Below are 25,013 nucleotides of genomic sequence, written 5' to 3'. Positions count from 1 at the left end.
GACACATAGACGCGTCCGCATAGGCGGAACGCAAGTCCGTCACGCTCGAGAAATATAGCGAAGAAGCGACAATTGTCTCGGCGGGTCTCATGCCCATTCTTGTAAAGCCACGCACACTGGGTCTGTTGACCAAATGCGAGCGCCGTCCTCCCGGGGCAAGCCTCATCATTTCCGTTTTCGCGATGTTCGACCTCGCCAACCCGAGCGCGGACCGCCTGGAAGGCGAGCAGGAACTTTGGGTGATGGCCGCGAAGGAGCTTCCGCCCGGCAACCCTCTCGACATCGGCATGCCCAAGCCGCAAGCGGAAGTGCTCATCGCCGGACATGCGGCGGCGCCTGAGGGACGGCCGACGGAGCGCATGATGTTGGGCTGGACGGTCGGACCGATGCAGAAGCACCTTCTGGTGACCGGCGACCGTTATTGGCAGATGACCGCCTTCGGCTGGCAGCCGACAGCCGCGCAACCATTCCGGCAAATGCCGCTAACGCGGCAACGCGCGTTCGGCGGGCCCGGCTACGCCGCGAACCCCGTCGGCGCCGGCCACGGGGCTCTTCGCCGCAGCATGGCCGGCGAACTGGTGGCGCTGCCCAACGTGGAAAACCCCGAGCACGCGATTCAGTTCATCGAAACGATCGCACCGCCCGCAGCCTTTGGACCAATGGCGCTCGATGATAAGGAGCGCCTGCGATACGCGGGGACCTATGACGCCGCGTGGCTGAAATCGGTTGCTCCCGCTCTGGCGAGCGATGCCGATCCGCGCCTTTTCCTGTTTGCGCCGCCAGACCAGCGCATGGCCGGCTTCATCTCGGGCGGAGAACCCTACGCGCTGCAGAACTTCTCCGCGGAGCATCCGTTGATCGAAGGCCGCCTGCCGGCCTTTCGCGTGCGCTGCTTCGTCGGCTGGAGCGATGCGACGCGTGGCGTCACGGAACTGCCGACGCGCATCGATACCCTGTGGCTGTTCGCGGGAGCCCGCCGCGGCGTCATGATCTACCGCACCGCGACCGCCGTGCAGAAATTGGACGGCAGTGACGTTGGCGACATTATGGTCGCTTACGAACAACAAGGCGAGCCCGCGCGGCCGTTCGATCATTATCTGAATGTCCGGCAGCTGCGGCTCGACCCGACGAGCGCCGCACGGTATGCCTTTTCGGAACATCAACTTGCCCCTGAGATTTCGGCTGCCGAACGCGAACGCCGCGCGGCGCGGCGTCGCTATTTGGCCGAACAGCGCGCAGCGCGGCAGCTGGCCTCCATGCGCTGGGCGCTCGAGCAGGAGTTCGCGGGCATTGAGCTTCCGCCTTCGCTGCGCCCGACGATCGAGATACCGTCGATCGAACCGTCAAGCATTCCGGAATTGTTGCCGGAGGAACTCGAGAGTGGCGAGATCGAATTGGCCGAGATCCTCGACGCCTTGGAGACGGTACAGGCCAAGGCAGAATCCGATCTCGACAAGCTTGACGCTCAATATCAACCCGTGCGCGCGGCCTATGAAAAGATTGCCAGTCGAAACGCCGCATCAAGCGATATCGACGCCTTGCTTGCCGCGATCGGCTCCACGGACGCTGCGCAGTCGATGGACGCAAGCTTTGAGCAAGCTCCGCCATTCCCTGCGCTGCCGGACACTGATCCGGCCCTCATAGGCGATATCGAAGACAAGCTCGCGCGGGCGAAAAACTGGCGTCGCGAAATCCTTGGCGCAGCAACGCAACCGCTCGACGAGCAAAAACAATCCGAACTTGCACATGCTCGTTTCTTTAACTTGGCGGCTGGACGACCGCTCGAGCCGATACGCAACGCCATATCGGACGGCGCCTTTTCGCTTCCCGATATTCCCGCGCTTGTACTTCCGGAAGAAACGCGGAGCCTCACGCCAGAGGCGCCGCCGCGCCTGACCATTGACGACATACTGGCGCAGATCGAGGCCTCCGGTACACCGCCTGACGCCGCCCAACGAGCGCATACGGCCCTCGCCGATGCTGAAGCGGCGCTCAGAAGGGCCCTTCCTGCGTTACGGTCCGATGACCGCCCGCCGTTCGAGGCCTTGAATGCGCCGCATCAAACGGCAAGCGCTGATGAGCCCGAAGGAAGGATCGCCGCGGCTAAAACGGAAACTACGAAAGCATTGACCGTCCTGCGGACCGAGATCGATAAAGCCGAGGGCCAGTTGGCAGCCGGCATGGCCGCAGCAAGGCTCGCCTCACCCAAGCCGCTCAGGCCTGAAACGATGCTGGCACCAGCTGTCGCACGTGCGCTGGGGGATCTGGTGGAAGAGGAGTTCCGGCGCGGCGGCACGATTGCTGGTCGCGATCTAGCCGGCGCCGACCTATCCGGGCGGCGATTCGCGAACGCGGACTTCTCCGGCGCCTTTCTTGAGCGCGCGAAGCTGAGCGGGACCAACCTGGCCGGCGCAAAACTGATGAAAGCCGCACTGTCCGGCGCAACGCTCATCAACGCTGATTTAAGCGCGACCGATCTCACCGAAGCCAATCTCGGTGAAGCCGACTGCCGCGGAACGCGTTTCGCAGGCAGCCAGCTTGTGCGCACCAATCTTCTCGGCGCGCGCATGGTGGGCGCATCCTTCGACCAAGCACGGCTTGGCGAGCTCCAGGTTTTGCGGGTACCGATGATCGGGGCAACCTTCCGCTCTGCGCAAATACATCAATGCTCCTTCATCAAAGCCGACCTCGAGAACAGCGTTTGGGGGGACGCCGTCCTCGAGCGCGGACAATTCATGGATTTATCGCTGTCTGGTGCGAGCTTTGCTGGCGCGCGACTTAAGCAAACCTGCTTTCTCAAAGTGGCAGCGCCCCAACTCGATCTCAGCAGCTCGCAATTTGACCAAGTCAGCTTCATCGGCGACATCGATCTGCGCGACGCCCGCTTCGGCCGCAGCAGCGCCGAGGCGCTCTCTTTTCAGGCGGCCGACCTCAGCGGCACCGACTTCACCATGGCTCGACTAAACGGTGTCTATTTCGGCAAGTCGACGCTGGCGCGCGCCATCTTTCGAATGACATCGCTGAAACGCGCGGTCTTCACTGGCAACGATCTGCGCGGCACCGACTTCTATGCCGCTAACCTGCTCGAGGCACATCTCAATGAAGCCGACCTCACCGGCGCCAGTCTACGCCATGCAAATCTCTATGGCGCCGACCTGATGGATGCTTCTTTGGTCGCGACCGATTTGAGCAACGCAAATATCGACCGCACCGTCCTGATGGTCACGAGCCATGTCAATTGATCTCTTATTGCAATCGGTCGACCATAAGTTCCCCGTACGCGAAGCCAACCTCGATGGCCAGATGCTGTCTGGACTGAGCCTGAACGATGGCGTTGTGCTGAGTTCTTCTTTTCGCGGCAGCCAGTTCACGCGTGCCCGCCTGACCGGCATGACGTTTCAGGACTGCGACTTCACCGGCGCTTCCTTCGCCGACGGTTGCCTTGAAAAATGCATATTCGTCGGTTGCCGCGCTGGCAGATCCGACTGGCGGCGGGCGCGCTTCACCCAGTCGACGTTCATGTCATCAGATTTCAGCCATAGCAACTTCAGCGAGACGCGGTTCAGCCAGACGACAGCCATGCGTTGCGTATTGGACCAGACCACCCTGCGCGGGGCCACCCTATCTCAAAGCGCTCTCATGGATTGTGGGCTCGCCGATGTCGTACTCGACAACGCCACGCTGACGAACGCCGCGATAACGCAGGCCGATTTGCGCAGTGCACAGCTCACGGGACTGCATTGCGACACGATTCTCTTCTCGGAATGCGATCTGTCGGAGCGGGACCTCTCCGGGCTGATGCTTGCGCGAGCAAACTTGAGCGGCGCCAAGCTGAACCGCACAAACCTGTCCGGAGCAGACCTCTCCGGTGCGGTGTTGGCGGGCGCGAGCCTCGTTGGCGCCGACCTCTCCAGCGCGACGGCTCCGAACGCACTGTTTGTCAGGGCTAACCTGCAAACCGCAAGGCTGCGCAATGCCAATTTGACGCAATGCATCTTCGTAGAGGCGTGCCTCGACGGCTGCGATCTTTCGGGCACAACATTGGCGATGGCCGTTTTCACACGTGCATCGGCCAAGTTCGCCTTGTTTGCCGGCGCCGACATGTCCTATGCGCTGATGCACCACGCCAAGGTTGATGGCAGCGATTTTTCCGGCTCGCGCTTTCTGCGCACTGACTTTCACTGCGCGTCGACCGAAGGCAGTCTGTTCGTGACCCAGCGTGGGAGTGCCCTGCATACTGTGCCGGAACGCGCCGTCGCTGAACTCTACGATGCAAGCCGCGTCATCCCTCTCAACGGAGTGAGCTAAACAAATGACTTTTGTCAATTCAAGTGGCCCGATGTCGGCGGAGGATCAAGCGTTTCCCGACGTCTGCAACACGCCATCCGGTCCCGCCGTTGTGCCTACCCCCTATCCAAACGTCGCTATGAACACGACGGCTATTCCTACGCAGTCTCGGTTCCTAATCATGTGTATGCCTGCACACAACATGACGACCGAGCGCGCGACATCGATGGGTGATAGCGCAGGTGTGGCCCTCGGCGTCATCTCTGGCCTTGTCATGGGTCCAGGCCGCGCCAAAGCGGGATCGGACAATTTGTCAATCGGCGGGTCACCGGCAACCAAAATGGGGATGCCGACTAAGCAGAATGGTGCCAACCCGAACGCGTTCGGACTTTCGATATCGCCCTCTCAAACCCGCTTGATGGCGCAGCGCTGAGGTGCCCACAGCCACACGATTAGGGAAGCCTACTATGCCAAATGCCTATACGCGACTGGTCGTTCCAGAAACACCGTCTTCTCCCCTGACCAAGTCGAGTTATCTGCGCCTCGGTTCTTATTCGGACGAAGAAGAAACACTTGTCACGGGTCTCACAACGACTATTGGCGAAAGTCCAGCTGCGATCAGCAAACATGAAAGTGACAATGCCGGCTTACTTGCCTTCACCAACAAGGACTTCCAGGCAAATATCGAAGGCGCTGCACTGCTCAAAATCGGTCGCGGTCAGACCACGGAGGTCACGAACGGCAACTCCCAACATCAGGTCTCGAAAGGCACTTATGAGATCTCCGCCGAGAATGGCGTGTCAATCAGTGCTGGCGCTAATGGGACGCCTGCGGACATCATCCTGACGGCCTCGAACCGCGTCAAGTTCATCAACAACGGCCACAAGCTGGAAACGACCGTTGGCAACTCGGAAAAGCAGACGATGGGCGACACCAAGGAATTCTTTCAAGGCACTAAATTCACCTGCATGAGAGGCGCAGCTACCACGCTGGCGATGGCCAATAATGTATGCATGTTCTTTGGGGAAGCGTTCACCTTCAAGATCTCAAGAGAATGTTCATTCAATCTGAGCGATATGAACTCTATCACCATCGGCAACAAACTTGACATTGTCGAAGGAAACGACGTCAAGCAAGTGATCGGCAATTCGGCCAAGTGTGTTTTTGGACCCGACTTCAAGTCGGCCGATAGTGATACCAAGATTCTCAGGACAAGCAATTTCAAGCTCGCGCCAGTTGACGACTTGAAGGTGGTCGGCCGCGACGGCAAGGTCTGCAAGATGAGCGTGTCCGTAACGGAAGAAGAATTGAGTCAGGGAAAGTCAAGCACGGAACAGTACGAGCTTGTGACCCGAGCAGCTGAGATCATGTCCAGCACCGGCAATGAGGAAGTCATACAAAAGAAGTCGATAAATTTCATGTAGCCGGCTGGAGAGCAGGAATGACGATGACGATCCGTGCCACAAACACCGACATCTTGGCGATGGCCGAGCGCTTGCTTGAACCTGGACATCACACAGCCCGTGTAGTGTCAGTCAGCGATGATGGCACTGCGATGGAGGTCGAAGTCGCTGGCGCTCGTCACACGGCGACGGTGGCTGTTGGCTGCCTGGTCCGGCCTATACCACGGGACATGGTGCTGCTCTTCGCTAACGTGGAGCAAGCCTTCGTCGTGACCGTGCTCGAGCGGGCGGCTTCCAATGGTGGCATGGTCGGCCTACCAGGAGGTCGCAACATGTCGATTGAGGGCGAGACCATCACCATCGCCGCGCGCCAGCGCATATCCTTGCGCGCCGATAGTATCGATCTGCAGGCTAAGTTGTTTGCGGTGCTCGCGAACAAAGGCACCTGGATCGGCAAGCTCTACACGTTAGTCGCGGACCGTGTCCGATGCTCGGCGCGGATCCAGGAAGCGAGCGCCGAGTTGCTTACGGTGAAGGCGGTCGAGCGTGTCGCGGTGATCGAGCGTATTGACTCATTGCAGACCGAAACCCAGGCCATTAGGGTCACCGGCATTGCCTCCGAGATTGCCCACAGCAAAGTCATCGCGGTGAGCGAGGATCTCCGCCTCGACGGCAAACGCGTCACGGTTGCATAGCACAGATGCTGTCCACTGGCATGCCGGCTCCGACCCGGCAGGAGAGGGTTAGAACGGTCCAGGAGTTTATCGCGGCCGGCCGTCTCGAGGAGGCGGAGGAGCTACTGGAGGAGGTCGCCACCACAAGTGATCCCGATACGCTCAATGCGAGGGCCACACTGGCACTTGCGCGGCGGCGGCTCGAGTTTGCCTTCGACATGCTGTCGGAAGCGGCGACCATCTACCCCGAACACGCCGGCCTCACCACCAATCTCGGCATCGCCCACGGATTGCTCGGCCGCGCTGAGGAGGCGGTGATTTGCCTCGAACGCGCGGCGGCTCTCGCTCCGCGCAACGAGGAGATCAAGCTGGCGCTCGCTCATGCCCTACTGAGCCGCGGCAACGTTGCGGAAGCCCGCGCGATGACGGAGACCGTTGTCCGACACGAGCCAGGGAATGCGCGTGCCCTCCTTCAACTCGGCGCCATCGAGTTCGCCTTGGGCCACAGCTCGTCGGCTGAGGCTGTCCTGCTTCGTGCGCTTGAGATTGCTCCGGACGATCCCGATGCGCTGGTCAATTTATCGGTGCTCATGCTCGAACGCAGCCGCTTCGACGAGGCGCTCAACCTTGCGGAACGCGCGCATCTGCGCGCCCCGCTCGATACAGCCGGGCTCTTTCATCTGGCTTATTGCCGCGCCGCAACCGGACTCTGGCCGCAAGCGGAGGCCACCTGCAAGAAACTGCTCGCCTATGCGCCGGCTCATGTTGGTGCGCGCGAAATCGTGGCCCGCGTTACGATTGCCAAGGGTGAGGTGGACCGAGGCATTGCGCAACTGACGGAATTCGTTCGCGCTCGCAAATCGGATCCTTCCGCCACGCTTGCTCTGGCGCGTGTCCTGCATCTCGTTGGCCGGTTCGATGAATCCCTCAAGCTTGTCGGCCACGTCGTGCACACGCGACCAGAGAGCGAAGCAGCGAAGTCTCTACAGACGACGCTTGAACTGACGCTCGGTCACTTCCCGACACCTGATCCGGCCGCCTTGGCGCTTGTGCCGCAGATAGTCGTGCCGCCGACGACGGGCACCCTCGAATTCGTAGCACTCGTTCGTCTCTTGCGTCGGCTGACGAGCCAGCAAAATGTGCATGTGGTCGCGGAGCCACGTTACCAGGCTCTTCTTGCTGGCCTCGCTGAGCAGGTCATTTCGGACGAGCCGAGGCCCGAGGTCTCAGCTATGCCGTTGCAATCGTTATTGCGCGTTCTGTCGACCGACGCCCGCAACATTGCCGATGGCATTCCCTACCTACGCCCCGAAGCCGAACTGTTCGCCAAATGGCGGGATGCTCTGGCCGCGTTCGCAAGGCCTTTGGTGGGCATCGTGTGGGAGGATGGCGCTCTCGGCCTCTCGATGGAGCACGTCGCCGCCGTGATCTCTCACTCCGTCGCCCCGGTCAGTTTGATGAGCGGGGCGCAACGGCATGACATGAAGCGATGGAGTCGCCCGATCGATGCTGGTGTGCATATCGAGTGTCCTGCGGAATTGATCGCAGCGATCGCCAATCTCGACGCCGTGGTTGGGCCCGACAGCTTCGCCGTCCATATCGCCGGAGCGCTCGGCGTTCCCGGCGTGGTCTTCGTGCCGCGCGGTTATCCCTGGTATTGGGCTCAGGCCGACGGCAAGCCATTGTGGTATCCTTCATTCGAGGTTGTCGTGCAGGAACGGTTCGGCCATTGGTCCGGCGCGATCGACAATGGTCGGCGCCGGCTCGAGACCCTGCTGCGCACACGAACGATTGACTGAGCGGCGCTCCCACAGCATCGCGGCAAGCCCAAGTCGCTGGTTGCTGAAGCTGCGATTTCCTGCTTCCTTTCTCCAGACGATTGCGATTGGCGGCTGGGCTGCGATAGCCAAAGGGGCGAACGCATCGCGCACGTGCTCGAGCGGCTTGAACGCAATGAAAGTGTCACGTTCGAGACAATCACGTTGTTCATCCGCTTTTGGATGACGGTAACATCCGAAGGGCGTTACGCGAGACTTGCCGCCCATGAGAACGTTTCTATCTAGGAGTCACCGGTCCTGCTTGATCTGGTCAGATTTGGAGGTGAATGTGATGAATCCCGTCAACAATATCAACAGAGTCGACGGTCGCAGATTTCGTGCAGACGTACTACGTCCGGCTGCAACTGTTCGGCCGGTCCTTGATCGCTGCTTCATCAATCGTCGGTGATCACCATCCGTGGTGACGGCTATCGGCTTCGAGAAGAGCCGTTCCGGCGCACTTGCTTGCCGGAGAAGACGGCATTGATGAAGACAGAACAAGCCCAGCGAGGCGCTGGAATGACTTTGACCATGTTCCGCGCAGTCGATCACTGCGCCATTCTGGGTGACTGCGGCACCGTCATGGCCAACTTCTCGTTCTTAGAGCGCGACCGAAATCGTCCTTGAAGTCGCGACATTCGGTCGCGTCCCCGCCCTATCATCCCCTCCAACGAACAGCTTTTTTTCATCCTATCGGGTTCGACGTCCAGCTTCTCGGGAAGCAGGCGTGCAAAGAGATCGGACCTAACTCGTGTTCCAGCTCAGACCGCCTCGAGAGCGTCGCTCGCTAATGCACCACTCCTTACGGCATCAACTCTGCTTCGAGAGATATCTGCCGCCGTAATACTCTCGCGCGGCCTTCCGACACACCCCCTCGTAGAACTCATCCGCGTCTTCGGTGGTGTAGCCAGCACCGGCGAAGCAGCCGCGTGCCACCTCGTGGAGCGTATGCCGTATTGACGTCGTGTCGTCGTATACGGCGTTAAGGCACGCGACGATGACTATAACGTCCTCCTTTGAGAGGCGTGGCTGGCCACTCATCAAGCGCGCGTGATTGATGCAGGCGACGGCATTGGCGCACGTGAACGAATCGCCCAACCCTGAGCAATCCTCGAACCCATTGCCCTGCTCGTTCAACTTGAAGTGCGCGATGGGCAGATTTTTCATGTCATCGATCGCCCGGTGGTTCAACTCCTCACCTATCACGGGATCATGACCCGATCGCCTCTCCTGAAGCCAGACGTCGAGTTGGTGTAGTCCCGGCCCAACCCAGCTTTTGTTGCGTTTGAGCGGGTTCTTATTTGGATCTTCGAACATAAGCGTCGCATCGAGCTTGTCGGTTTCGGCCCGTGACAGCCAGCCGTGCTCGTACAGGGTCTGCATCACGACGTTCTCAGCGTGTCCCCAATGCTCGTCCGCAGCGTAGACCTGCCTGAAGTTCAGGATGGCTTGGCCAGCCGCGAACTGGGCCTCCTCTCTGAGACCGCCATCCTTGTCGAGCAGCGCCTCCAGCCTCTCGATGCATCGCTTGAAAGTTAGTCCCTTCTCGCTCTGGAAGGTGGCGTCCCGGAAGTGCTGAACGCCTTTGTTCACGAAAGGTTGGGTGATCGACCTCGAGGTGTAGCCATAAGCACCAGTTTCATCGTTGAGCACGCCCGTCAATGCGTACTTGTTCTTTCTGTCGTATAGCGGGCTGTTCGTCAGGTCCGGATCCTTCGGCACTTTGGATGGCCTGTACTTGGCCACGCACTCGTCCTTCACGAGATGACCCTTCATGCAGCTCAGGTTCAGCACAAGAGAAGTGTGCGCCGCTATGGAATCCACCAGGCGACCAACGTGTACATAGGTCGCCGCCCGGTAATCGATCATCGTTACGAACAGGTTGTTACCGCAGGTACGGATTGGATTGAGGGGACGTTCATTGAGGCGCCGAGTGTCAGGGTCGGCAGCGTGATACGACGTGTAATACTCCCTCGCCTTCGCCTGAGCCAACCTAAGCCGTTCGTTACTGGTGAAGCCCTTCTTCCCGTCGTGCAGTGATGTGGTAGAAAGGAAAAAGTCGTTTGCGACCTCATTATAGGCGTAGCCCGCGCCCGCGAGATACAATCCGTATTTCACTGCGCGCGCAAAGTTTGGCCCGTCTCCCCTCCCGCCCTTCGCTCCGTCTCCATTATTCGTTCCCTTCTCGACCTGCCGCAGTGCAGAGTTCCTCCCAGTTGGAGTTGCCACACTCCGGGCACTGACCGCAGCAAGTGAATGCCCCTCTCCATTGAGCGCAGTCATCGCACTCGGGGTCTCGGCCTGTCCGCCGACGATTTGCCAAACCTGGGAGCGAAGCGCAGCAAGTGAATGACCCGCCTGGTGAAACGCACTGAGCATATTTGGGGCCTCAGCCTGGCCGCCAACGATCCGCCAAACCCGGGAACGTAGAGAAGCAAGGGAATTGCCCATTTCGTAGAACGCGGTCATCGCGCTAAGCTGTCAGGCAGTCCACAAACGATCCGCCGGTTGAGTCCCGAACGCTGTGAAGGCTGGTTGTTCCCAATTCGCATCTCATGTTCGTCAATCACTACCCATGACGGCTACACGCGCGATATTTCGGTCCGAACACGACCCACTTGATGCACCGCGAGGCCCTAAAGCCACCAAATGAACCGGCGTATCTTTGCCGCATGTCTACGTTGTGCGTCCGACAATTCGTCCGATCAGCAGGCATATGAGCCCGGCTTGCTCAATTGGCCCAGCCTCAATGCGCCAATCGGCAATGGCAGCCAATGCTCCCGGCCTATCCAACATTCTGTTGAGCAAGGCTGGACCGATCTACCTACTCTTAGCATTGTCTGCACACTGCCGTGAAGCAGACCGGCATGGCCACTTCCAAGTCCTGCGACGCGTCGAATGTGCGCAATGTATCCACCATGTACCGGACGGTGCCTGGGACCAAGTCACCGTCCTTGGCTTGGCGGGGGTGCACAGCGCTTCGTAGACGCCGCAAAACGGCGACAGCGCAAACGTCGCGGCGTTGTCACCATTTATCCTCGCCGCTCGTGCTGCCGGGCACGTGCTCCCATTTCACTTCTTTGTAGGTGAACGACCAGTCTTCCATGTTCTGAAAGAAGTTGTTCTGCGGATTGATCGTCAGCGGCACATAAGCCTTGCCCTCGACTAACGTCGCGTTCTTCCAGCTTATTTTGAAGAAGTTCTGCGGCTGCGGCATGCCCCCTGGATCGGTGCGGTAGAACTCGCAGACCACCTCTTCGAGCACCTCGTTGGTGGCCAGCGCCTGCCATAGCAGCGGCGAGGCCCGATCGAAAAACTTGGTGAAGAGCACCGGCTGGTGGTTGCGAGCGCCCGTGGCGACACCGCTCGCCACATCGCGCGGAACGATGATGCCGCTGGTGAAGGCGACAACGGTGATCTTCCCTTGCTTACCCGCATCACTCTTGCCGACCTGCCCGATGCTGACCGGCTTGGAGGCATCCTTGGAGATGTCGCCCTGCTTCTTTCCCTTGATTGTCATGTAGGCTTCAAGTGACACGTTCGTCTCCCAGTCTTTGGCATACGCCGGCACACACCGGCACGATGGACATCGCAACATCCGTGCCAAGAGCCGTGTGCACCCGACACCTGAATTTTCGGGCCTTCCGGACGTGATGGTCAATAGGGCTGGGCAGATTTCCAGGCACCGGCACCCATCACGCAAAGACCTCGTCGCGATCGCGACAGCAATCCGTCACGGCATGACAGGGCCGACCTGTTCCAATTGACACTCAACATCGAGAAATGCACGTGTGGCAACGTCGAGGACAGCCTGCCCCGTCACACGGTAACCCATGCGGTTATCAACAACGGCATTGCCCTGCAGGGCGTAGACGAGCACCGTGCAAGGACCGCGTCGTTCCTGCTCGAGATAGTGCGCGGATAATTTGAGGCGCAATTCTCGTCCGTCACGAAGCCGTTGCGAGCAAATGCCATCGGCCGACGGCAGTGGTATGTTGATCGATGCTGTTGGCAGGATGGTCGCGCGTGCCGTATTGGCGACCGCTTCCAATAGCGGGTCGATCTCGTGAGTCGCTGGGCGCCAGACGGCCATTAGGCTCCATGAGGTGAAGAAATCACGCAGGTCCGTCGTACATCACGATCGAGGCGCCAGATTGCGACATAAGGCGATTGGACAAGTGCGTGTCCGAGGTCACTCCTCCCTTCATATCTGGATTGTGGACCGCTCCGACCACTACCGGCCGGTCAATGTCGCCGTTGATGTAGCCGACCAGAACTTCCGTTCCGGGGACCAACGGACAATGCAAGCCGGTTTGATTCGGACCTGCATAAGGTTCGAGCTTGCGCACGTAGTCGCTGCCAGGGCCCTCGGCCGGTTCGTCGGCGAATGTAAGCTGCAGCTTGTAGCGGCCCTGGTCGTCGATCTCGGCCCGCCCGTTCCAAGCTTCTCCATCGACTGTGGCGGTGTGGAGGCCGACGCCAAGAGGGACAGGCGTCATCGCAACCGGTCGATAAGGCACGTCCGAGCGGATGCAATGGACCATGTTCTGGTAGGCTCGCCCATTTTGCCCGAATGCGCCGAATCCGGTTGGCGCCGGGCGATAGGCCGAGTGATCCGCGGCGATGACGAGATATTCACCATCGAAGCGGGGATGGCCCTCCAGTTCGAAAATGACGCCAGCGCGCAGCTCCGGTGCGTCGCTGTGGGCGATGTACATTGTCTGGCCGGCGCAGACCTGCTCGGCACGGATCCGGGCCAGCGTGGCCGCTTCTGCTTCGGTCGCAAAATGCCCGCCGAAGCGCGAGGCTTTGCCCAAGAAGCCGCTGCCTTGTCCGACCTGCTTATCGACGGACACGACGGAAGGCACCGTTTCGTTGTAATCGCGGAGCGCGATGGTCTTTGTCGAGAGAACCCGGCGCTGCCGGAATGACCGAACGGCGCTTTCGTCGACGCCTCGCGATGTCTTGCGCTCGTGCTGGCGCGCATAAAGAATCGCCGACTTAACGCCGAACCCGATCTTGGGGAAGGCCAGATTCTTGTCGCCGAAGACGACGGTTTCACCCTCGTCTTCCTGCTTGAAGAAGTAGAAAATTCCGTTCCGTTCGCAAAGGCGCGAAATGAACGTCAAATCACTTTCATTGTATTGCACAACATAATTTCGCTTGGGATAGCGATCAAGATTGTATTCGGTGGGAATGTTGATGCTCACCTTGTTCAACTGCTGTTTAATGATGTCATCGACGCCCATGGGTTGGCCAGGGCCATAAATGCGGCTCGCGAAGGAGAGCTCGGCGACCGAAAAACGCGGCCGCAGGACGAACTGGAGCACCCGCAGGTCAGTCACCGTTGGATCGAGTTCCTCAACTTGGGCGCACAGGCCCGAGGCAAGCCATCGCCCGCATGCGGTTTTGACAGACAGCTTGGCGCGCTCGCCTATCAAAGAGTCGGTATCGACATTGCTCGATGTCGTGGCATAGATCACGTAGCTGAACGGCAGGGAAATGCACTCTGTGCCCTCGAACCCTTGCACGTCGAGTTCAATGTCGGGCTTGCTGCAAATGTGCAGGTCAATACTGAGATTGGAGTCGTTGGTCATCGGTGCACCAAGTCAAACTGTGGCAGTGTTAGGCATGCTCGTCACAGGTGCCGCGGAGCGCGGGTCGATTGGGAGCCCGAAGCACTCAATGCTAACGATATCTCACCTTCCTTACGCGTTTTACGACAGCAGCATGTCGCCGACAGCAGAACTTAGTAAAGCCAGGCACGGGACGGTCGAGACGCCGGACGAACTCACCGACAGGCTCGATACGGTCGCGGCGGTTTAGGGCCTGAAGCGAGCCCCCGCCATTCCGCTGGCGAGATGGTAGCTTCTCGTTGCCATGCATAGTGCATCGCGATCGGCTAGCGGCGCCGTGATGCACGTCCAAACGGCGCATCTGGCGACATTGGTTCTGAAGAGTTCATCGCTCTCTCCAACAGCTCCGAGCGCAAGCTGCATCTCACACGGTGAGCCTTGCCCATCAGCACGGATACGACACCCGGGTGTGCATTCGAACTGCCTGCGGCGCTAGCATTGGCCGCCTCTTTCGCGCCATTGTTGTGAAGCCGATCGACTGGCCCACGCGCCTGTTGTGTGCGCTCTCAGGTGCGGTGGTAGATACGCTGGGTTTCCTTCTCAAAACGATGCACACGGGTTCAAGGGAAAGAGAGCATCATTCGTCTTGCGCTTCGTGTACTCAGCCAATCGGTGTCGCTACATCTCAATAGCAACAGCCGTGCCAATGACGTCTCCTCATTTGATCTCTGATTAGGTTTTGAAAAACTGAGGTGTGGCAAATAAGTGTTCTCAACCTGACAGAGGCGGCGCGACTGTCAGACACTGGACAAAGCTGGTCGAACCCTGACATGAGGCCGTTTCGCGGCATCCCATGATTTGTCGCTCGACAAGGTTATATTTTTAAAACCGACCTCCAGAGGAACGGTCCAAGATGATCAGCAAGTGACGTGCCGCGCGAGGCTGCCAAAGAGAGGCCTTTCGACGGCTGATGGCGAGCCTGTTTGGTGGGCCACAACATTGAAGACGGTACTTCGATTCTAAGACTGCCCAGCAAACAGACATGTCGATCATTGAACAGAAAGTGTTTGTGACCGAACAGACAGTGCAGATTGGTCTGTTTCACTTTCTGGCATCGCGATCTCTTGTTCTAGCCTGAGCACCTCAGAAAAGCACGACGCGCCTTGCGCTCCTAAGAGGTGGCGCGTTATGACCGCTTCAGGCTAGACGCGGCAACTGAAGATTGTGGCTCCTGTCTTCGAACCGCCTTGGATGCGAGGCCGAGATAACCCCGGAGCTATCGAGGGCGCCGACATTGCGACGCGACAGGACAACCATGGCTCCGGTCCGTGCGCAGACAAGGAAAGGGATCCGAGGAGCAGAGCGTGAGGCGCAGATGAGCCGGCAGTTTGAGCTTCTCGTCGCTCGGGATCATACGGCAGCCGATCGACTCGTTATTGCTCCGGTAGAATTGCCATTTATGGGCGAACGCGAGAACGTGTCTCGAGAAGTTCAGATGGTCGACGTCGTCGGATTCCTCATGGTCATCGCAGCATATATGGCGCTACCGAACGACGGAGTGTGGGCTGTTGGAAGATTGATCGCAAACAAGCTGGAGCGGCGGCGAATCGTGCTGCTTTTCAATTCGAAAACATCGGGCAAGACGGCCCCCAACCGAACTCACGCGACGTGCGCGCTTCGGATCGAGCGAGCATGCCTTACCGCTGCAGTTGCACCTTTTACCGGAGGTTCGCGTGAGTGACAGCAGTAGCGGCTCCAATCAGTGGCCCCGCCCCTATGCGGTGGATACGCAGCTTTATGACCACTTCTGGAACTGGCTTGCTGCGAAGCTTCCGCGCCGCCGCTCCTACGGTGCCGCCGTTGCCGCAGGCGATATGTACGACTTCCTCGCGTGGATCCGCGAGACCAACAGACCCCCAATGGCTGACCGGATTGCACTGCCGTCGTTGGATACGGACATAGAAGCTTATGCAGCCGACTATATAGGGCGCGATGTACCGGCGATTGGCGGGTTTCGTAACCGCCTCCTGAACTTGCGAGATATGCTTCGGGACCTGCATTTCGAGAACTGGGCCCGTGAGAGGCATGTGATGTTTCAGGGCTTTGATGGAGCCGGGCCGTCGTCGGGCAGCCGCAGTAGCAGCCATAACACCGACAGCAGCGGCTCCAATCAGGGACCCGGCCCTTCTGATGTGGATTTACCGCTCTATGAGGACTTTTGGAATTGGCTTACTGAGAAGCTCCCGAACCGCCGCTCGCGCGGCGCCAATCATGCCGCAGACGATATGAGCGATTTCCTCAAGTGGATCCGCGAGACCAACAGACCCCCAATGGCTGACCGGATTGCACTGCCGTCGTTGGATACGGACATACAAGCCTATGCAGGCGACTATATAGGGCGCGACTCACCCACGATTGGCGGATTTCGTAACCGTCTGCTGAATTTGCGAGATATGGCCAGGGCGGGCGCCCGTGACCCCAAACAATCCGCAAGGCGAAAACTTTATTCTCACGCCTGGATACAGGGAATTAGCATTACAGTTGCGTTCTTGGAAGGTTTCTGAATCCATGGGCAACCATGATTCGGAGATCGTGGACGCGGGCAGCGTCGATTGAGGAGACGCTTGCGTTGTGGGCGGCGTCGCTTCGAGAGATCAAGAAGCTGATACGTCCGTTGTTCACGCAAGAGCGTGTTGCGATGAATGCAGGCCTGTTCCTGGAAGGTCTGCTCGGAGATGAGCAGCGCAAGACCGGTTGGATGCGCGCGGAGGCGGCTGGCGATCCAGGCCCATGGCGGCAGCAGGCAATCCTGGGTCGTGGGGATTGGGACGCTGATGCCCTGCGCGATATCGTGCGCGACTATGTCATCGAGCATTTGGCGGATGACGATGCGGTCCTCGTGATCGACGAGACCGGTTTTCTCAAGCAGGGCAAGGCGTCGTGCGGAGTGGCGCGGCAATACACTGGTTCGGCGGGCAAGATCACGAACTGCCAGATCGGCGTCTTCGCTGCCTATGTTTCGCGCCACGGTCATGCATTCATCGATCGTGCGCTGTATCTTCCGAAGGAGTGGACCGACGATCCGGATCGTCTGGAAGCGGCCTATGTGCCTGCCGATGTCGGCTTTGCGACCAAACCAAAGCTTGCGACGAGAATGATCGCACGCGCGATAGCCGCGCCTGTACCATTCAGGTGGGTTGCCGCTGATACCGTCTACGGCGTTGGCGACATCGAACAGCAATTACGTCGGGCAGGCAAAGGCTACGTGCTTGGGGTCAGCAGCGCTCATGTGTTTCGATCTTGGGGCAAACGACCGCCGGTCGCCGGTACGGCCGCAGACATCGCGCGGACGCGGCGCTCATCCGACTGGAAGCGCTTGTCGGCAGGAGCCGGAACCAAGGGACCGCGGCTGCACGATTGGTGTTATCTCGAATTGGCCGACCTCGAGGTCGAAGAATTCAACAGCGCAAATCAAGGTCTGTGGACGCGCGGTCTACTGATCCGTCGTCGCATCGCCGATGGTGACCTCGCCTTCTTCACCACCTGGTGCCCAGCGGGAACATCAATTGAAACGCTGATCGCGGTCGAAGGCCATCGATGGGCGATCGAGGACAGCTTTGAAACCGCGAAAAACGAGTTCGGGCTCGATCACAACGAGAGCAGATCCTGGCATGGCTGGCACCGTCACGTGTCCCTGGTGATGCTTGCCTTCGCCATGATGGCCGCGATCCGACATCGAGCTAACCCGCCACCGCCCAAAAAAACAAAACGGCGCCCCCCGGCAAAAGCCAAAACACAACCACGGCGCCGCTGATCCGTTGGTCAATCCAGGAAATCCGCCGCATTGCCATCAGACTCGCTCGAAACCGTATTCAACCCGCACACATCATCGCATGGTCATTCTGGCGTAGAGCTCATCAGGCGGCCGCTCAGCGCGCGCACGTCAAAACAAAAAGGCAACTGTAATGTTAGGGCTGCAGCCTCACCCTCGAGTTGAGCCGATGAATGAAATCGGGCCATTGCCCGATATTGGAGAGAATGTCGGCCGTGACTGGATCCACGGCCCGCGCGTGGCCGACGACCTCCTGATCAGCGTACTGAGAGAGTTCAGACTGCTGCCAACCCCGGCGGTCCCAATGACACTTTTCTACATCCATCGTGAGCGATACACAGCCGAATCGGGACCAGACGACCGCATCCTTGTCATCCATCGACCCTAAGCTTGCTAAGGGAACGCGTTTGGGCTGCAACCAGAGGCATCAGCTAACCGCACCATCGATAGAACCAGGGCGGGCGGCCAAGACGCTGGACGAACTCACCGACGGTTTCGATACGGTCACGGCGGTTGAGGGCAAGCCCGGAAGCGAGGACCCGCCATTGCGCTGGCGAAATAGTCGGCGGCGGCGCCGGTGTGAGATTTGCGTTGAGCGCCTCGTTGGCTGGCCACTGCGCATACGGGTGGGTGCCGGTCAGGGTCAGGTAGGCGACCACCGCGAGAGAATAGACATCGTCGCTTTCTGCCCGTGGCTCACCCATCAGCATCTCCGGCGACGCATAAGCCGGCGTCAACAGTCCAATCTGATCGAGCAGAGCCGCAGCCCTTTCGTGGTGCCGCGGACCGTCCAGCATGAGGACTGTCCCAAAGTCCACAATTTTGATTTCGCCGGTCGAGGTCATGAAGATATTTCCCGGTTTGAGGTCACCATGGACGATCCCTAGACTATGCATGTGGACGAGGCCCTGCCCGGCGGCGCGGACGATCTGAAAGGACACAGAGGGTGACAGCGGCCGTCCCTGACGATCGGCCAGGATCTGCGCCAGCGAGCGGCCTTTTAAGAACTCCATGACTAGGTAATGGTACTTGCCGTCGTAGTCGGAATCGTAGACCCGCACCAAATTCCGGTGTACGCAATCACGCAAAAGACGCGCCTCGCGGTGCAACAACTCCACTAATTTCTGGCGGATCTTCGCATGTGGTTGGATGACCTTCACTGCGACTTCTGGACTTTGTTCGCGCGCCCACAGGCCGATGCGATCAATCGCACGATAGACGGTGCTGGTGCCGCCCTCGCTAATGACCTCCGCCAGGTCGAAACGGCCGCCGAGCACGTATCCCAAGGGGGCCGTACTCACAATGCAGCCTCGGCCAGGCATTCGACGATCGCACTCGTGTCGTTGATAGCCTGTTGCGCAAGAGCGCAAGGCAGAACCCTGCCCGTCGGAACGTCGACCGCCAATAATCCGTTGAGCTCGTGATACGGTGTTGCCGTTACGATCTGGTTGCGGCCTACCTGGCACGTGTCGCGTAGCTTACTCGTCGCCACCAGGGGACGGCGTACCAGCGTTGCGGCCGAACCAACCCCTCGGGCCAAGGTGCCGCCAGCGGCATGTGCCCGCCTCCCCCCGAAAAAGCTAAAAAGAACTCTCACGGCGCTCCTATCATAGGTGATCCGGACATCGGAACGAACGAAGGGCACCCAAGCTGAACGGATTGCTTACACTGTCCGGCCGCAGTTCATAGGTCACGTCGGGCCGGTCAGGTCGACCGATCGTGATCGTGAAACGGTCGGGAGCGCCACGCGAGGAGGGCCGCGAGGCGTCGATGAGACGGAACAGAGCCCAAGGGCCTGAGCGCTCAACCTTCTCCTCAGTTCCATCCACGGAGACACGTGTGACGGAGGCTGTGCTTGCATCGGTTAGACTCGGCCATTTAAGGTCATAGGCACGGGGCGCCTCGTGACGATAGACGATCTCCCTGCCATCCATGACAAAAGTCGCGCGCAGAAGTTTAGAGGCGAGATAGAGCGGCTTGATGCTGAACTTCACGGCCGGTGCGAAGCCCGAGCCGCTGAAAAAGGACCTGCGAATCTCTTGCGCGCGCTGAAATTGAGTCAGGGCATCGGCATGGATCGGCGCCGCCGCACCGTCGATTGTCGCCAGCACAACGCCGGTTCTGCCCTCGATGACGAATGGCGACAGGTATTTCTGAAAAAAATCATCGAGGATTCCGCGGGGGCGAAAGAGATCGCTGAAGTCCTTTAAAGTTACGTCCTCGGTCGCGGCCGCAAACAATGGATAACGCTCGTAGACGCCAGCTTGGCAGATCGGCGCAACTTCCCGCGTCCACATAGCATTGACATGACCGTGTGCCTGTCGAAGCAAGACGCTCCATGTCGAGAGCGCGATGTCGTTCATGATGGTACGGACCAACTCGGGTCGTAGCGCCGAGTCAGCGCGCAAGGTGCCGAAGGCATCGTTGCTCGGATCCTTGACGCGCCGCTGAAAGAGCTGAAATGCGGCCTGGTCGGGATCGGGCGCGGTCGCGATATTGGCCATCGTTGCATACAGGCCGCCGAAAAGATCGCGGATGCGATCCATGCTGGCCCCCTGTCCCGAGGCTCCGCCTATGCTCAATTGGACCAGAGGCTGGAAGGCTTCGGAGATCCGTGTTCCCGGCCAGGGGGCGTCGCCGAATGCCGCCGAGAACACGGCGGCCGTTGTCTCCCCCGCCTTGGCCGCGATCTGCTCTCCGGGCGGCGGCAGGTTCGTATTGTCGCGTACGAGGGAAATGATCTGCTGCAGTGCGCTTTGCGGGCCGGCCAGCCCGCGCAGGATCGCCGAGGCGCGCTGTATATCGTCGAACTTGACGACGCGGACGCTGCTCAGCGCGTTTGTCCAAATGCGAATGTAATCGGCAACATAGCGATCGATGACCTTGCGCACGACTTGTTGTGTATCCGCCGCGTCGAAGGAGCTGCCGGCAAGGACCCAGTCGCCGCTTTGCTCGTCTTGGATGATGAGTGGAAGGTGTGGCAGCAGGAAATCGATCAAACCAGCCCGTGTGAAGATGCCCGGGATGATCGCAGTATCGCCCGAAGAAGGGAGCTCCTGATGGCCTATGGCGGGGAAAACAGCCTGGGGCTTTATCTCCAGCTGGCCGGCTCCCAGCAGACTGACCAGATCGATTGGCCGGAGCCGCGTATTCTGAGCGCCTTCGCGCAAAAGCCGGGCGTAGACCTGCTCGACGAGGGGAAGTTCCATCAGCCGCGAGCCGACCGCAATCACGAGTTTCTGGTCATTCGTGATGGGCTTCGGCAGCAACTCGATGAGGCGCGAAAAATGCCCCAGCAGTTCGCCCGCTGATGTCGTCTCGAGCGCAAACGCACGCACCACTTCCCTGTGCATAGCCTGCTCGACGTTGCCGCGATCGAAATGCCTCGGATCGCTCAGCATCAAATAGGTGCGGAACATTTCCTTGACTTGGTCCAGCAGAGTATCATCGCCAGTACGCAATAGCGCTTCGATGCGATCGGCAAGCCTTTGGGCAAAAACCGGCAGCAGACGATCGACCAGAATCTGATCATAAGCTTGTTGCGCGGCTGGCGCGAGCACCGGGTTCGCCGAAATCCCGAGGCCACCGAGCCATGCAACCCAAGTGTTCTCGCCAGCTGCCAGACGCAGCCGGCGCGCGGCATTGAGGGTTGGCAGGAGCTTTACCAGATCCAGCGGCTCGCGCGCTTCCTTGAGGCGCGCTTGCATTGTCTGTGCGGCCATTCTGGTTTCAGCGATGCGCATTTCGCTGCGGGCGAAGGCGTCGTACCACTGAGTAAATGCGGCTACCGCCAGTATGACCGCCGCGAGATAGCCACCACAGTGCACCATCGCGAGCTTGCGTTCGAGTTTGAGATTGCGGCCGACCAGGCCCTGCTCAGCAAAGATCACATCGGTCAGCAACTGCTTGATGAAGAATGTCCTTCCCGGCCCGATGGACGACCGCGGTGGGCTTGCGTGCAGACCGAAATTCCTTCTGATCGCACCGCTCATCCTCTCAATCGGCGCTCCTTCCTGGGCAGCGCTTGTCAAGTAGACCCCGCGCAGCATCGGTCGCACTTCGAAGCGGCTCGGCCGGAAGACCTCGCTAACGAAGCCGGCGACCGCGGTCCGGATGCTCCACAATTCTTTCGGGAACATGTACATCATTGCACGACGGTTAGGATTGCGTTCGTCATGCATGCGAAACGCCAAGTTGCCCTCGAGCCGCTCGGCAAGTTGCTGGATCTCGAGTGTTACGAGGTCGTCGATGTGATCGCCTGGTCCTTCGAGAGGAAAGGTCTTGCCCCAGACCTGGGCACGACCTTCATGGTCGAGATCGTCGAAATACTCGGTGAAGCCAGGTACCAGATCGCATTTGGTTACCAGAACATAGACCGGAATGCGCATGCCAAATGTCTTGACCAGCTCCTGTATCCGCGAACGAATCGACTGGACGAGCCTGCGCCTGTTACCATCTGCCGTTGAGAGATCAGACAGGCTGATCGCAACCAAGATCCCGTTGATCGGTCGCCGGCGCCGATGCATCGTAAGAAGATTGAGAAAACCGTGCCAGGCCGCGCGATCGACCTCGACATCCGTATCCTGTGTCGTGTAACGGCTTGCCGTGTCGATAAAGACTGCCTCTTCAGTAAACCACCAGTCGCAGTTTCGCGTGCCGCCGACGCCCGCCACCGGATCGACGCCGAGCCGTTCGGCCAGCGGAAACTCGAGGCCCGAGTTGCGCAGGATCGTTGTCTTGCCGGCGCGCGATGGCCCAATGATGATGTACCAGGGCAACTCGAACAGATAGCTCGGTCCGCGCTTGCCGGCGAACACCGGACTGCGCAGGACCTTCAGCGCGTCCTCGAAACGTCTACGGATGAGATCGACCTCCTCCTGGCCACGATTTTTGGAGGTCGTAACGAGGCCCTCGCTCTCCATCAGCGACTTGATAACACGCCGGTTAGCACGGCGCGCCAGCCAGTAACGGACAAGGATGATGACGACGACCGTCAGGGAGAGGCAGCCGATTGTGGCCGCACGAACAATCACCGAGCCGAGCGGATGTTGACCGAACAGGTCAAGGTAAGGGGCGCCGAACCAGATCAACGCGTCGACCACCAGCAAGGCGATCAGCGTGATGACGCCTCGAGCCGAAAAGAGTGCCGCGAATCGAGCGCCAAACACCTGCACCTCCCTTTAGCGTGGTCCAGACTGGCCAATCACGACGAGCAGCTGCTCGACGGGCGCGAGTTCGGCCGATAGGCGCCAATGCAAGACACCGTAGCCGATCAGCATAGTGACGGCCGCGGCGGTGAAGGTGATCCACAACGGCACGTAGCGACGCACCCGCGTACGTACTTTGGCGCCGCGCCATCGGATCGATAGTTCGGCCGCTGGTTCGCTCGTATAACCCCGCAACAGACGCTGAACGTCGGAACGCAGGTCTTCAAGCCGCTCGCGGCCCCCCTCCACCACGCGATATTTGCCCTCAAACCCCATCAACAAGCAGATGTTGATGAGCTTGAGCAAGGCGAGGTATTTGGCCGGCTTTGCCTGTACGTGTTCGAGTATCTGGAAGACCTTCTCGCCACCCCACGTCTCGTTATGGAACTGGTTGAGCAGGCTGTTGTCACTCCAGACGCTTTCACTGCCCCAGTGCGTGGTCATCACCGCCTCGTCCAGCAACGCGCATATCACGTAACGGGCGGCTGTTACGTCGCTGCCGACGGCTTGATCTTTGGCCGCACGCTCCTCGAAGCGGCGGATTTGCTCGACCATCCCACGACGCAGCGCGCCGATATCGGCATTGTTGACGATGCGAAGCTGCGCGACGACCAAAAGGAGCGGTGTCGCGGCCGCGACCAAGGCGTCCTCCACTGCCTTTGGCTCGAATTGCACAATGATCTCGGTAGGGTTAGCTCCCAATACGTCGTCGGATTCAGATACAGGCGACGGCAGAGCGCCCGTCGGGGCGGCAATCTTCGGCGTAACGCAAGCGGAGGATTGCCCGCCTTGAGTGTTACGGGTCGGACCGATTGGCCTGCGTCCGATGACTGTCGGTTCATCCATGTGTTTCAGGCCCGTCAGGTACGTTTCCTACGGATGGCCCAGAACTCGAGATGGAGATCCGAGTAGTCACCGCTGACATGGAAAGCAAAGGCCGCCGAGCGCGGCAGGATACGCCACAGCTCCACCGACTGGTCCAGCTCGAAATAGACGGCATTCTGGATGTAGGGCAACTCGCGAGGCGCCACAGCGAGCGCGCGAATCGGAACACCCGGGAGCTGAAGATTGACGAGATCGCGAATCTGCTCGACTGAGCCTACTTTCAGCTGCGCCGGAAGCTGGTTGCGCAACGTCTCAGTCGGTACGCTTGCCACAGCGACGAGGACGAACCGAGAGCCCTGGAACAAGGTGCGGTCGGTGATCAGGCCGATCAGGATGCCGTAGCCCCGGTCCTGCAACGGGAGCGATATTGCGGCGCTCTCGATCACGACAGACAGCAGCCGACGCAGGATATCAGCCAGCGGCGTGAAGCAGCTCTCGAGATCCTCATGCCGATAGAGAGGTATTTCTTGCGGTTTGCGGCGATCGCCAACGAAACTCGACAGCTGCCCGGTAAGGCTCAGCAACGCGCGAAAGAAGGCTTCAGGATGATGCCCACGTGTTGCTGCGAAGTGGTCGAACACGGCTTCTGCACCATTCACGATCGACAAAGTAACAAGATCAATCAATCCGGCTCCGTCTGCCCTCGTGCGCGAGGGATCCGCGCGCGCAGCAAGTGCCTCTGCGCGCGTCCGCAGCAGCGATCTGACCTCGTTCAACAGCGCAATCAGCGGCTTGGCTGCGTGGATGTCGATGGCGGGCGGAACGTAGGTGTCGGATAAAGTAATCGCGCGAGCCGGATCGATATCACGGATGCGGCCAATAGGCAGCGTGATCAGATCGCCCTGCTCCTCGCCCTCGAACATGAGACGTGTTGTTAGTGCCGCAACGCTAATATCGACCGGGGCCTTTTCCGGCGCGCTCGCATTCCCGAACTGCAAGACCTCCTGATCGTGGCGGCGCGGTAGTGCATCCCCGGAACAGACGTCGCTGCCGGCCTGTCGGCGCGTGCCCACTGCGATCTTGACCAGCAGGTTTTTCGCAGCCGGCGGAGGGATTCGTGCGATCGGAAGGCGGACATGCTCCGGCATGCGAAGGGCCGTGCCGTCGAGCATAATGGCTTCAAGTTCGGCAAGGGCGACTTGGCCAAGCGCCAGAAGATTGCGATCAAAGGCAATTTTTCGAACACCCCAGCCGTAGCCGACCAGACCAGAAACGCGGTTCTCGACCAGTTGCTCGATCCAGCGGTCGTATTGCTGAAAGTGCTGCGGCCGCACCAACATGCCTTCGGACCAGATCGGTTTGCTTGTCGCAGACATTATTTCAGGCGCCCCT

The 25,013-nt window shown here is 59.6% G+C and carries 17 protein-coding genes; 9 read left to right on the top strand and 8 right to left on the bottom strand.

Annotation, left to right across the window (positions count from 1 at the left end):
* Positions 1 to 182 precede the first annotated feature (182 nt).
* Genes RX328_RS11695 through RX328_RS11675 form a run of 6 tightly spaced genes read left to right on the top strand, consistent with a single transcriptional unit; the run spans position 183 to position 8,163 of the window.
* Positions 183 to 3,242 carry a DUF2169 domain-containing protein gene (locus RX328_RS11695; protein ID WP_213256433.1) on the top strand — a complete coding sequence of 1,020 codons (3,060 nt, stop codon included), beginning with the start codon at positions 183 to 185 and terminating at the stop codon, positions 3,240 to 3,242.
* The gene (locus RX328_RS11690) at positions 3,232 to 4,308 is read left to right on the top strand and encodes a pentapeptide repeat-containing protein (protein ID WP_213256431.1); all 1,077 of its coding nucleotides are present in this window, start codon (positions 3,232 to 3,234) and stop codon (positions 4,306 to 4,308) included. The genes RX328_RS11695 and RX328_RS11690 overlap by 11 nt, the downstream gene beginning before the upstream one ends.
* Positions 4,309 to 4,312: 4 nt before the next feature.
* Positions 4,313 to 4,720, top strand: coding sequence for a DUF4150 domain-containing protein (locus tag RX328_RS43475; protein ID WP_213256429.1), 408 nt, complete (start codon positions 4,313 to 4,315; stop codon positions 4,718 to 4,720).
* A gap of 34 nt (positions 4,721 to 4,754) precedes the next feature.
* On the top strand, positions 4,755 to 5,711 hold the full coding sequence (locus RX328_RS11685) for a hypothetical protein (protein WP_213256427.1): 957 nt from the start codon (positions 4,755 to 4,757) through the stop codon (positions 5,709 to 5,711).
* 17 nt (positions 5,712 to 5,728) lie between these two features.
* Positions 5,729 to 6,385 (top strand): DUF3540 domain-containing protein, encoded by a 657-nt coding sequence (locus RX328_RS11680; RefSeq protein ID WP_108522807.1) that lies wholly within the window; start codon positions 5,729 to 5,731, stop codon positions 6,383 to 6,385.
* 5 nt (positions 6,386 to 6,390) lie between these two features.
* Positions 6,391 to 8,163 carry a tetratricopeptide repeat protein gene (locus RX328_RS11675; protein ID WP_213256425.1) on the top strand — a complete coding sequence of 591 codons (1,773 nt, stop codon included), beginning with the start codon at positions 6,391 to 6,393 and terminating at the stop codon, positions 8,161 to 8,163.
* Positions 8,164 to 8,991: 828 nt separating this feature from the next.
* Here the strand turns inward: RX328_RS11675 and xopAG are convergent.
* The 4 genes from xopAG to RX328_RS11655 form a co-directional block, all read right to left on the bottom strand.
* Positions 8,992 to 10,464: a XopAG/AvrGf1 family type III secretion system effector gene (gene xopAG, locus RX328_RS11670; protein ID WP_213256421.1), complete on the bottom strand. Its 1,473-nt coding sequence runs from the start codon at positions 10,462 to 10,464 to the stop codon at positions 8,992 to 8,994.
* A gap of 742 nt (positions 10,465 to 11,206) precedes the next feature.
* Positions 11,207 to 11,752 carry an Hcp family type VI secretion system effector gene (locus RX328_RS11665; RefSeq protein ID WP_317258706.1) on the bottom strand — a complete coding sequence of 182 codons (546 nt, stop codon included), beginning with the start codon at positions 11,750 to 11,752 and terminating at the stop codon, positions 11,207 to 11,209.
* 162 nt (positions 11,753 to 11,914) lie between these two features.
* Entirely contained in the window at positions 11,915 to 12,274 is a 360-nt protein-coding gene (locus RX328_RS11660) for a hypothetical protein (protein WP_108522804.1), read from the bottom strand.
* Positions 12,275 to 12,296: 22 nt separating this feature from the next.
* Positions 12,297 to 13,778 carry a type VI secretion system Vgr family protein gene (locus RX328_RS11655; RefSeq protein ID WP_213256417.1) on the bottom strand — a complete coding sequence of 494 codons (1,482 nt, stop codon included), beginning with the start codon at positions 13,776 to 13,778 and terminating at the stop codon, positions 12,297 to 12,299.
* Between the two features lie 1,354 nt (positions 13,779 to 15,132).
* On the opposite strand from RX328_RS11655, the gene RX328_RS11650 reads away from it, so the two are divergent.
* Genes RX328_RS11650 through RX328_RS11640 form a run of 3 tightly spaced genes read left to right on the top strand, consistent with a single transcriptional unit; the run spans position 15,133 to position 17,571 of the window.
* Positions 15,133 to 15,498: a hypothetical protein gene (locus RX328_RS11650; RefSeq protein ID WP_213256415.1), complete on the top strand. Its 366-nt coding sequence runs from the start codon at positions 15,133 to 15,135 to the stop codon at positions 15,496 to 15,498.
* Complete coding sequence (locus tag RX328_RS11645; protein WP_213256413.1) at positions 15,491 to 16,321, top strand: hypothetical protein; 831 nt, start codon at positions 15,491 to 15,493, stop codon at positions 16,319 to 16,321. The genes RX328_RS11650 and RX328_RS11645 overlap by 8 nt, the downstream gene beginning before the upstream one ends.
* 14 nt (positions 16,322 to 16,335) lie before the next feature.
* The gene (locus tag RX328_RS11640; RefSeq protein WP_317258705.1) at positions 16,336 to 17,571 is read left to right on the top strand and encodes an IS701 family transposase; all 1,236 of its coding nucleotides are present in this window, start codon (positions 16,336 to 16,338) and stop codon (positions 17,569 to 17,571) included.
* A 449-nt stretch (positions 17,572 to 18,020) separates the two neighbouring features.
* Here RX328_RS11640 and RX328_RS11635 read toward each other — a convergent pair whose 3' ends face one another.
* From RX328_RS11635 to tssK, 4 genes are all read right to left on the bottom strand, one after another.
* Entirely contained in the window at positions 18,021 to 18,866 is an 846-nt protein-coding gene (locus tag RX328_RS11635) for a serine/threonine-protein kinase (RefSeq protein ID WP_244608669.1), read from the bottom strand.
* A 330-nt stretch (positions 18,867 to 19,196) separates the two neighbouring features.
* Complete coding sequence (gene tssM, locus RX328_RS11630) at positions 19,197 to 22,691, bottom strand: type VI secretion system membrane subunit TssM (protein WP_317258796.1); 3,495 nt, start codon at positions 22,689 to 22,691, stop codon at positions 19,197 to 19,199.
* 78 nt (positions 22,692 to 22,769) lie between these two features.
* Complete coding sequence (gene icmH / locus RX328_RS11625) at positions 22,770 to 23,438, bottom strand: type IVB secretion system protein IcmH/DotU (protein WP_213253709.1); 669 nt, start codon at positions 23,436 to 23,438, stop codon at positions 22,770 to 22,772.
* A gap of 218 nt (positions 23,439 to 23,656) precedes the next feature.
* Complete coding sequence (gene tssK, locus RX328_RS11620) at positions 23,657 to 24,997, bottom strand: type VI secretion system baseplate subunit TssK (protein ID WP_213253708.1); 1,341 nt, start codon at positions 24,995 to 24,997, stop codon at positions 23,657 to 23,659.
* Between the last annotated feature and the right edge of the window lie 16 nt (positions 24,998 to 25,013).

This window comes from Bradyrhizobium sp. sBnM-33 (assembly GCF_032917945.1).
In the GTDB taxonomy this organism is placed as follows: domain Bacteria; phylum Pseudomonadota; class Alphaproteobacteria; order Rhizobiales; family Xanthobacteraceae; genus Bradyrhizobium.
Note: the sequence above shows the minus strand (reverse complement) of the source record. Positions and strands in the feature narration are given on the sequence as shown.

Bases quoted from the DNA above. Each gene is read 5' to 3' on its own strand.
- RX328_RS11685 (WP_213256427.1), top strand. From the start codon at position 4,755: ATGCCAAATGCCTATACGCGACTGGTCGTTCCAGAAACACCGTCTTCT.
- RX328_RS11655 (WP_213256417.1), bottom strand. From the start codon at position 13,778: ATGACCAACGACTCCAATCTCAGTATTGACCTGCACATTTGCAGCAAG.
- RX328_RS11690 (WP_213256431.1), top strand. From the start codon at position 3,232: ATGTCAATTGATCTCTTATTGCAATCGGTCGACCATAAGTTCCCCGTA.
- RX328_RS43475 (WP_213256429.1), top strand. From the start codon at position 4,313: ATGACTTTTGTCAATTCAAGTGGCCCGATGTCGGCGGAGGATCAAGCG.
- RX328_RS11680 (WP_108522807.1), top strand. From the start codon at position 5,729: ATGACGATGACGATCCGTGCCACAAACACCGACATCTTGGCGATGGCC.
- tssK (WP_213253708.1), bottom strand. From the start codon at position 24,997: ATGTCTGCGACAAGCAAACCGATCTGGTCCGAAGGCATGTTGGTGCGG.
- RX328_RS11650 (WP_213256415.1), top strand. From the start codon at position 15,133: ATGAGCCGGCAGTTTGAGCTTCTCGTCGCTCGGGATCATACGGCAGCC.
- RX328_RS11695 (WP_213256433.1), top strand. From the start codon at position 183: ATGTTCGACCTCGCCAACCCGAGCGCGGACCGCCTGGAAGGCGAGCAG.
- xopAG (WP_213256421.1), bottom strand. From the start codon at position 10,464: ATGACTGCGCTCAATGGAGAGGGGCATTCACTTGCTGCGGTCAGTGCC.
- RX328_RS11640 (WP_317258705.1), top strand. From the start codon at position 16,336: ATGATTCGGAGATCGTGGACGCGGGCAGCGTCGATTGAGGAGACGCTT.
- RX328_RS11660 (WP_108522804.1), bottom strand. From the start codon at position 12,274: ATGGCCGTCTGGCGCCCAGCGACTCACGAGATCGACCCGCTATTGGAA.
- RX328_RS11675 (WP_213256425.1), top strand. From the start codon at position 6,391: ATGCTGTCCACTGGCATGCCGGCTCCGACCCGGCAGGAGAGGGTTAGA.